7 protein-coding genes are annotated in these 8123 nt (G+C 67.3%); 1 reads left to right on the forward strand and 6 read right to left on the reverse strand.

Annotated elements, in window-relative coordinates:
• On the forward strand, nt 1–645 hold a 645-nt coding region (locus Q0U08_RS14785), incomplete at its 5' end, for a TolC family protein (protein WP_298092234.1).
• Nucleotides 646–648: 3 nt separating this feature from the next.
• Here Q0U08_RS14785 and Q0U08_RS14790 read toward each other — a convergent pair.
• The 6 genes from Q0U08_RS14790 to Q0U08_RS14815 form a co-directional block, all read right to left on the reverse strand.
• The gene (locus Q0U08_RS14790; RefSeq protein ID WP_298092236.1) at nt 649–1332 is read right to left on the reverse strand and encodes a Fe2+-dependent dioxygenase; all 684 of its coding nucleotides are present in this window, start codon (nt 1330–1332) and stop codon (nt 649–651) included.
• Nucleotides 1326–2063: a tetratricopeptide repeat protein gene (locus tag Q0U08_RS14795; protein ID WP_298092238.1), complete on the reverse strand. Its 738-nt coding sequence runs from the start codon at nt 2061–2063 to the stop codon at nt 1326–1328. The genes Q0U08_RS14790 and Q0U08_RS14795 overlap by 7 nt, the downstream gene beginning before the upstream one ends.
• The gene (locus Q0U08_RS14800; RefSeq protein ID WP_298092240.1) at nt 2063–4546 is read right to left on the reverse strand and encodes a TonB-dependent siderophore receptor; all 2484 of its coding nucleotides are present in this window, start codon (nt 4544–4546) and stop codon (nt 2063–2065) included. Before Q0U08_RS14800 ends, Q0U08_RS14795 begins: the two co-directional genes overlap by 1 nt.
• A gap of 90 nt (nt 4547–4636) precedes the next feature.
• Nucleotides 4637–6460, reverse strand: a complete 1824-nt coding sequence (locus tag Q0U08_RS14805; protein WP_298092242.1) for a DUF885 family protein — start codon at nt 6458–6460, stop codon at nt 4637–4639.
• A gap of 85 nt (nt 6461–6545) precedes the next feature.
• Entirely contained in the window at nt 6546–7577 is a 1032-nt protein-coding gene (locus Q0U08_RS14810) for a LacI family DNA-binding transcriptional regulator (protein WP_298092243.1), read from the reverse strand.
• Nucleotides 7578–7678: 101 nt separating this feature from the next.
• Nucleotides 7679–8123: FAD-binding protein (locus Q0U08_RS14815; protein ID WP_298092245.1), on the reverse strand; the 445-nt coding region annotated here is incomplete at its 5' end.

The raw sequence follows: 8123 nt of genomic DNA on the forward strand, positions 1-8123 counted from the left end.
GGCGCGCTGGACGCGACGCTGGCGGCGCCGGGGCGCGTTCCCCTGCCCCCGGCGCAAGTCGCGGTGGGCGATCCCGCCGCCCTGCTCCAGCGCCGGCCCGATATCCGCGCTGCCGAGCGGCAACTGGCGCAGAGCAATGCCCGGATCGGCGTGGCGGAGGCGCAGCGCTTTCCGCAGATCAGCCTGATGGGGATGCTGGGGCTTGGCGGCACCAATCCCGGCGACGTGTTCGATGCCGGCAACCTCTTCACGCTGGGTATGCCACGCCTGAGCTGGAACTTCCTGGACTTCGGTCGCAACGCGGCACGCGTCGAACAAGCCAAGGGCGTGCGCGACGAGGCGGCGGCGCAGTACCGCGCGTCCGTGCTGACCGCACTGCGCGATGCCGAGGATGCGCTGTCCCGCTACGGCGCACGCAGGCGCACGGTGGCGAGTGCAGCGCGGACCAAGGCGTCGGCGGACCGTGCCGCCGCCCTGCAGCAGCAGCGTTATGCCGCGGGCACCGCGACGCTGATTGACACGCTGGAGCGGCAGCGGCTGTCGGCGGAACAGTCGCTGGCCCAGGCGACGGCCGCGATGACGAGCGACTTCATCGCGCTGCAAAAGGCGCTTGGGCTCGGCTGGGGACCGGCGCCGGCGGCCTGAGCTTCAGGCCTCCGCCCAGCGGCGGAGCAGATTGTGGTAGACGCCGGTCATGCGGATGGTGGTGGGATGATCCTGCCCGTCCCGGCCGGCAATATCCTGCACGCTCTGGTCGAGTTCGAACAGGATGCGGCGAGCACCGTCGTCGCGGACCATCGACTGTATCCAGAAAAAGGATGCGACGCGTGCCCCCTTCGTCACCGGCGTCACGCGGTGCAGGCTGGATGCGGGATAGACGACCATGTGCCCGGCGGGCAGCTTGACCCGCTGTTCGCCGAACTGTTCCTCGATCACCAGCTCGCCGCCGTCGTAGCTGTCCGGATCGGACAGGAAGAGCGTCGCCGACAGGTCGGAGCGGATGCGGAAGTCGCTGCCCCGCTGGATGCGGATCGCGTTGTCGACATGCAGGCCGAAGGCGTCGCCCCCCGCATAACGGTTGAACAGCGGCGGAAAGACCTTGAGCGGCAGCGCGGCGGCGATGAACAGCGGCGATTGGGCCAGCGCATCGAGCACCATACCCCCCGCCTCCCGCGCGGCGGGCGAGCCTTCAGGCAGTTGCGCATTCCGTTTGGCGAGCGCGGATTGCGGGCCGGAGGTGGCGTTGCCGTCGACCCATTCGGCGGCGTCGATCACGCCGCGCAGCCGGGTCACCGCGTCCTGGTCCAGCACATCGGGTACCGCGATCAACATGCCCTGCCCTCCCTGATGGTCCCGGCATAGCGGCGGAAGGCGGGAATGTCGCTGGCGGCGCACCAATGGACGACCCGCGCGGCAAAGGCAGGCGTGCCGGCGGAAACCGCACGGCCGAGCCAGTCCAGCGCACCCTCGATCTGCCCTTCAGCGCCCAGCATCCGGGCGTGGTTGAAGGCGGCGCGGAAGTCGCCGCCCTCGGCCGCCTGGGCGTAGCAGCGCGCGGCCTTCACCATATCGCGCGGGCCGGCCCAGCCATCCTCGGCAAAGCTGCCGATGAAGTTCACCGCCTTGGCATAGCCCATCGACCCCGCCCGCTCGAGCCAGCCCAGCGCCTCCACCCGATCGGCGGCGATGCCGTGGCCGAGTGCCAGTAGCGTGGCGTAGTTATACATCGCCTCCGCCAGCCCCCGTTCGGCGGCGACGCGGTAGCAGGCGACCGCGCGCACCGCATCGGCCGCACAGCCCCAGCCCAGTTCGTAGCAGCGCCCGACCATGTTGAGCGCCATCGGATGATGCTGCGCGGCGGCGCGGGTAAACCAGTCGAGCGCCTCGCGCGGGTCCGCCCGGGTTTCGGTGCCGTCGAGGAGCATCTGGCCATAGACCAGTTGCGCCTCCGCCTCGCCCGCCTGTGCTGCGTCGCGAACCAGCGCCACCCGCGCAGGCCCGGGCTGTGCGAGGCATGCGCGCAACGCCTCGCCCGAGCCTTTGACGGGATCGGTCGCCGGCATCAGAAGCGCACGTTCACGGTGCCGAACACCGTCCGCCCCGGCGCGATCATGCCGTAATGGCTGGTAAAGGCCTGGCTGAAATACGCCTTGTCGGTCAGGTTCTGCGCGTTGACCGCCAGTTCGATCATGTCGGTCAGGCGGAGCGCCGCGCGCGCATCGAACCGCCAATAGCCGGGGATGGTGCGGACGAGCAGCTTGCTCGCCGGATTGACCGTCACCGTGCCCGCGGCATTCTGCACCGCGCTGCGATTGTCCTGATAGCCGCCATATTGACGATCCATGTAGATGGCGGTGCCGCCGATGCTGAGCCGCTGGAACAGTTCCACATTCGTGCTGGCGGAGAAGCTGTTCTTCACCGTTTGCGGGAGTTGCCGACCGGTGTTGACCGAGGGCACCACCACCGATTGCGCCGGGCGTGCGCCGACGGCCGGCGCGGTCAGGACCGAGAAGCCGCCATCTAGGATCCTGGGATCGAGATAGCTGTAGCCGCCGAACACCGTCCAGCCCGGCAGGATGGTGCCCGACACCGACAGCTCGATCCCGCGCACCCGGCTGCGGCCGATGAACGCGATCGTGTTCTGCTCGCTGGTGACGCGCGCATTGCTGATATCGGTCTGGAAGGCGGCGAGGCCGAGTTGCAGGCGATCGCCGACCAGGCTGGCCTTGGCGCCGACCTCGTACGACTTCGTCTTTTGCGGCTGAAGCGAATCCAATATGTCGCGGTTCTGCTGGGTCGCGAGGCTGGTGGGCAAGGCATTATCCTCGCGCCCCTCGCCGGTCAGGCTGTTGGGCGGCGTCGCCGATGTCGCGTAGCTGGCGTAGAGGCTGGTCTCGGGCGTCGGCTTGTAGATCAGGCCGGCCTGCCAGTTGAACAGTTCGTCGGTCCGCCGAACGGGGGCCTGGATCGTGCCGGGCGGCGTCACCTTCGACCGGAAGCGATCGAAGCGCACGCCCAGGTTCAGCATCAATTCGGGCAGCAGCGTGACCGAGTCGAAGGCATATACACCCTGTGTCGTCGCATCCTGCTGCGTCTCGGTCGCAGGCGCGCCGCGCACGATGGGCGTCTGCACCGTCGAGGTGTCGCTGACATAGTTGCGCCACGGGTCGCGCGGGTTGGGCGCGAACACGTCGGTGCAATGGAAGCGGGCCAGCGTCGCGGTGTTGCAGCGCGGGCTGGCCGTGCTGCCGGTTGCCAGCACATAAGTGCCGCGGCGTGCCTTCTCCCAGGCGAACTCGGCCCCGACCGCGAAGCTGTGCGCGATGCCACCTGTCGAGACCTTGCCGTACAGATCGGTCTGGTTGACGATGCTGTCGACGACACCGTGCCGCGTGTTGGCGCGCCGCCACAGGAAGCCGCCATTCACCCGGTCGCCGCGTTGCGCAGCCGTGCCCGTCACCGGCGCGGCCGACGTGCCGAAGACGTTACCCTGGCTGTCGTCGGGCTGGGTGAAGATATAGGCCTGGGTGGTATGCGCATAGCGGGCGGTGTTGCGCAGGGTCAGCGTTTCGGCAAAGTCATGCTCTACCCGGACCATCGCCTGATCAGTGCTGGTGTCGCGGAAATCCCGGTCGACCAGCCCGTAGAAGGTGGAGCGATCGACCACCCCGGTTTGGCCTCCGATGGTGGTGAAGCGTCCGAGCACCGGTTCGTTCAGGATGGTGCCGGTGCCCGGCGCGTTGACCAGATTGTAGCGATAGGGCAGCCCGCTATCGGGTAGCTCGTGCGTTTCCAGCCGGTAATAGCTGGCGGTCAACCGCGTCGGCGTTCCCAGCCCGATGGCAAAGGACGGCGCGAAGCCCCAGCGGCGGTTATAGATCGCATCGCGCCCGGCCACGTCCTGATCATGCCACAGGCCCTGAACCCGGAAGGCTATGCCATCGGCCAGTTGCACGTTCACATCGCCGGTGATGCGCTTGAAATCGGCATTGCCATAGCTGCCGGACACCTGCCCGAAAGTGCCGGATTGCGGCAGCTTCGACACGATGTTGATCGTGCCGCCCGCCCCGCCCCGGCCGCCGAGCGTCGAATCCGACCCACGCACCAGTTGCACCCGGTCGACGGCGAAGACCTCGCGGCTCTGGGCGCCGATATCGCGCACCCCGTCGAGATAGATCGAGCCTTGCGTGTCGAAGCCGCGGATGAACGGGCGATCGCCCAGCGGGTTGCCGCCCTCCGCCGCGCCGAAGGTGATGCCGGGAATGGTGCGCAGCGCCTCCTGCAAGGTGGTCGAGCCAGTCTGCTGGATCACATCCGATGTCAGCACCATCACCGATCGCGGCGTATCGACCAGCGGGGCGACCTGCTTCGGGTCCGCATCCGGGCGTTGGCGATGGCCGTTGACGACGATCTCGGGCCGGTCCTGATCAGGCGCAGCGGCGGTCGGCTTCACCTCGTCCGCCCCGGCGGGCGCGGTGGCGAACGCGCCGATGCAGGACAAGGCCAGAAAAGCGCCCGATGAGCGCGCGGCAACAGCAGCAGTCATGTGGTCCCCCTTATTGTCGGGGGACCTGCTATTGCGAATCTATCGCAGCGTCAATGCAAGTGCGAGTCGATCGCAGAAATAATTCAGCAATCATTCCTCGTCCGGATATGGTCCCTTTCCGCCCTCCGCGATCAGCCGGTCGACACGGGCATCGATGACGCTGAGCGGCACTGATCCCAGTTGCAGGATGGCATCGTGGAAGGCGCGGATGTTGAAGCGGTCGCCCAGCGCCTTTTCAGCGCGCGAACGGGCGGCCTGGATGGCCAGTTGCCCCATATAATAGCTGAGCGCCTGCCCCGGCCAGGCGATGTAGCGATCGACCTCGGTCTCGATCTCGTGGTTGGATAGCGCGGTATTGTCGCGCAGATAGGCTTGCGCCTGTTCGCGCGTCCAGCCTTTGGCATGAATGCCGGTATCCACCACCAGCCGCGCCGCGCGCCACGCCTGATAGGACAGCATGCCGAACAGGTCATAGGGCGTTTCATACATCCCCATTTCCTCACCCAGCGCCTCGGCATACAGCGCCCAGCCCTCGCCATAGGCCGACAGGTAGGAGTCGCGGCGGAACTTGGGCAGGCCCTCATTCTCCATCGCCAGCGGCATCTGGAAGGCATGTCCGGGCGCGCTTTCGTGCAGGGTCAGCGCCACCTGCGCATAAAAGGGCCTTGCGGGCAGATTGTAGGTATTGACGAGGTAGATGCCCGGCCCGCCGCGCCCGCCGGTATAGAAAGGCGCAAGGTCGGCGGGCACCGGCTTGATCGCAAAGCGGCTGCGCGGCAGGCGACCGAACCATTCGGACGCCTTGCCGTCAAAGGTCTTGGCGATCCACGCCGCGCGGTAGAGCAGTTCCTCGGGGGTCTTGGGGTAGAATTTGGGATCGGTGCGCAGATAGGTCAGGAAGGCGGGAAGATCGCCCTCGAACTTCACCTGCTGCATTACCTGCTGCATCCGGGCACGGATCTTCGCCATTTCGGCCAGACCGGTGGCGTGCACCGCATCGGCGGTCATGTCGCGCGTCACATATTCGCGAATCTTGGAGCGGTAATAGGCGGTGCCATCGGGCAGATCGGCCGCAGCCGTGGTCGGCCGGGCACCGGGGATATAGTCGTTGCGCAGGAAGGTCAGCAGCTTGGCATGCGCGGGCACCACCGCGCTGGTGATCGCGGCGCGAACCTCGTCACGCAACGCCTTCTGCCGCGCGGCAGGGATCGAGCCCGGCATCGTCCGCATCGGCTCCCAGAACGGCGAATCCTCGATCGATTTGGCGTCCGCCACCTGTGCGACGCCGATATCCCGGCCCTTTAGCGTCACACGCGGTATGGTGAAGCCGCGTTGCAGCCCGGCACGCATATTGGCAATCTGCTGGTCGAAATAGCGCGGCACGTCCCGCAGCGTCGCGATATAGCGCCGGTAATCCCGCTCGGCGACGAAGCGCCCGCGCGCCGCACTGGCGATATCGCTCCAGAAGCTGGTGTCCGCCGTCAGTGGCATCTCGTAATCGCGGTAGCGCTGGGCGGCGACCAGCGCGTCGATCTGCCCCTTGTACACCGCATAATCCACCTGCGCGGCCGGCGACAAGGCGGCGGGGCGGATCGCCTGCAGGGCCTGTGCGGTCGCCTCCCAACGGGCGAGCCGCGCCGCCTGTGCCGCAGGACCGACATCGGGCAGGCCGCCGGCCGCGTCGTCGGGCTTGTCTTCGCCGGGGCCTTGCTGCCGCTCGCGCCAGGCATATTCCGCGGTATACAGCGCCTTCAGCCGGGCATCGGCGCTACCCTGCTGAGCGGCACCACCCTGTGGAGCGGCGCCACCCTGCGGAGCGGCAATAGCCGGCGCCGCGCTGGTCAGCAGCAGTGCAGCCATCACGCCGGCCAGGCGCCCCGTCCCGGTGCTGATCCTGCGGGCGTGATAGGGCATGGCTTTCTCCGATGGCGACAGGGTTACGCCTCGGCAGGAGGCTCACAAGCCTCTTATATACAGTATAATATCATCGCCAAGCGGTTTACGCGGAATCGCGTTCGATCAGTAGCGGCGGCATGACGACACCCGGGGCATCCTGCCCCGCGATGCGCGCGAACAGCGCCTGCACCATGGCCCGCGCGCCTGCCGCGATCTCCTGCCGCACCGTGGTGATCCGCGGCACCGTCTGCGTCGCGAGCGGCAGATCGTCATAGCCCACGACGGGGATCTGGTCGGGCACCCTGATCGCGCGATCGGCCAGCACGCGCATGGCCGTCATTGCGATCACGTCGGACGCGGCGGCGATGCCGTCGATCCGGTCGCCGACCGCGGACAGATGCTGCGCGATCTCCTGCTCCATGATGTCGGAGGCAAGATGCGTGGTCAGTTGCAACGGGCCGTCCGCCAACCCCGCCGCGGCCATCGCCGCTGCCACACCCTCGTAACGCTGGCGGATCTCGGGCGCGCGCACGTCACCCAGAAACGCGATCCGCTTTGCCCCGCGCGCGATCAGGCGCTCGCCGGCCAGGCGTCCACCCGCGATATTGTCGCTGCCCACCGCGCAGTGGATCTGATCGGGCATGGTGCTGCCCCAGGCGACGAGCGGACGGTAGCGACGCGCGACGCGTTCGATCACGTCGAACTGGTCCGACTGGCCGATCAGCAGCACGCCGTCCATCATCCCGGAATTGACGATCTGCTCCAGCCAGTCATCGGCATCCGGAATGATCCGCGACAGCATGACGTCATAGCCGTTCTCGGTCAGCGCATCGGCAAGGTGGCCCAGCATCGTCATGAAGAACGGATCGGACAGATGCTGGCGACGTTCGTGGCCGAGCGGCACGACGACGCCGATCACGCCGGTGCGCTTGGTCCGCAGCCGGCTGGCCATCTGGTTCGGGCGAAAGTCGTGCGCACTGGCCAGCGCCTGGATGCGCAGCCGGGTTTCCTCATTGACCAACGACTTACCGGCCAGCGCGCGCGACACCGTTCCCGCAGACACGCCCGCCAGGCGTGCCAGATCGGCGATGGTACGGACGCGAGACTGCGCAGGATCGGTCAGATTATCACTCATCCCATTGGTTTAGACGAAGAATTGCACGCGTAACAATCGGGTATGATAGCGTTCACGGCGATTTCCCCCGCCCCGTTCCGGGACGGCGGCGGGGGCATGGATCACAGCTTCTCGGTAAGCTCTGGCAGCAGCTTGAAGAGGTCGCCGACCAAGCCGATGTCGGCGACCTGGAAGATGGGGGCGTCCTCGTCCTTGTTGATCGCGACGATGACCTTGGAGTCCTTCATGCCGGCCAGATGCTGGATCGCACCCGAGATGCCGACCGCGACATAGACCTGGGGGGCGACGATCTTGCCGGTCTGGCCGACCTGATAGTCGTTGGGGGCATAGCCGGCATCCACCGCGGCGCGGCTTGCGCCGACCGCGGCCCCCAGCTTGTCGGCAAGCGGATCGATCAGCGCGTGGAACTGCTCTTCGGAACCCAGCGCGCGGCCACCCGAGACGATGATCTTGGCCGAGGTCAGCTCGGGCCGGGCATTCTCGGCGATCTCGGAGCCGGTATAGGTGGAGAGGCCCTTGTCGCCCGTCGTCGCCACGGCTTCCACC

It is taken from the genome of uncultured Sphingomonas sp. (assembly GCF_946477935.1).
Classification (GTDB): Bacteria; Pseudomonadota; Alphaproteobacteria; order Sphingomonadales; family Sphingomonadaceae; genus Sphingomonas.